General features: G+C 76.1%; 1 pseudogene. It reads right to left on the bottom strand.

Annotated features, from left to right (window positions below):
* Nucleotides 1–322: pseudogene (locus PA598K_RS36520) on the bottom strand (SMC family ATPase); the annotation flags it as partial.

Genomic DNA, 322 nt, shown 5'->3' with positions numbered 1-322 from the left:
CGTCGAGGCCGCGCACCGCTGGCAGCAGCTGCTCCAGCCGGTCCAGCTCGCGCGCCGTCTGCTCGCGCAGCGGTCCCCGGCTCTCCTCGAGCCGCTGCTGCTCCTCGGCCTGCGCCAGCGATGTCGCCGCTGCGCTCGCTGCCTGCTCCGCCCGCTCCAGCTCCGAGCGGCGCTGCGCCGATGCAGCCGTCGCCTCGGCGTCCTGGCGCTCGTACACCTCCAGATGCACCGCCCGCTCCGCCGCGGCCAGCTGCGTCCGCAGCTCGCTCATCGTCTGCTGGCGCGCGGCCAGCTCGCGCTGCTCCGCCAGCTTGCGCTCCAG

The sequence above is a fragment of the Paenibacillus sp. 598K genome (assembly GCF_003851045.1).
Classification (GTDB): Bacteria; Bacillota; Bacilli; order Paenibacillales; family Paenibacillaceae; genus Paenibacillus_D.
The sequence above is the reverse complement of the archived record's forward strand: the minus strand, read 5'-3'. Positions and strand labels throughout refer to the sequence as shown.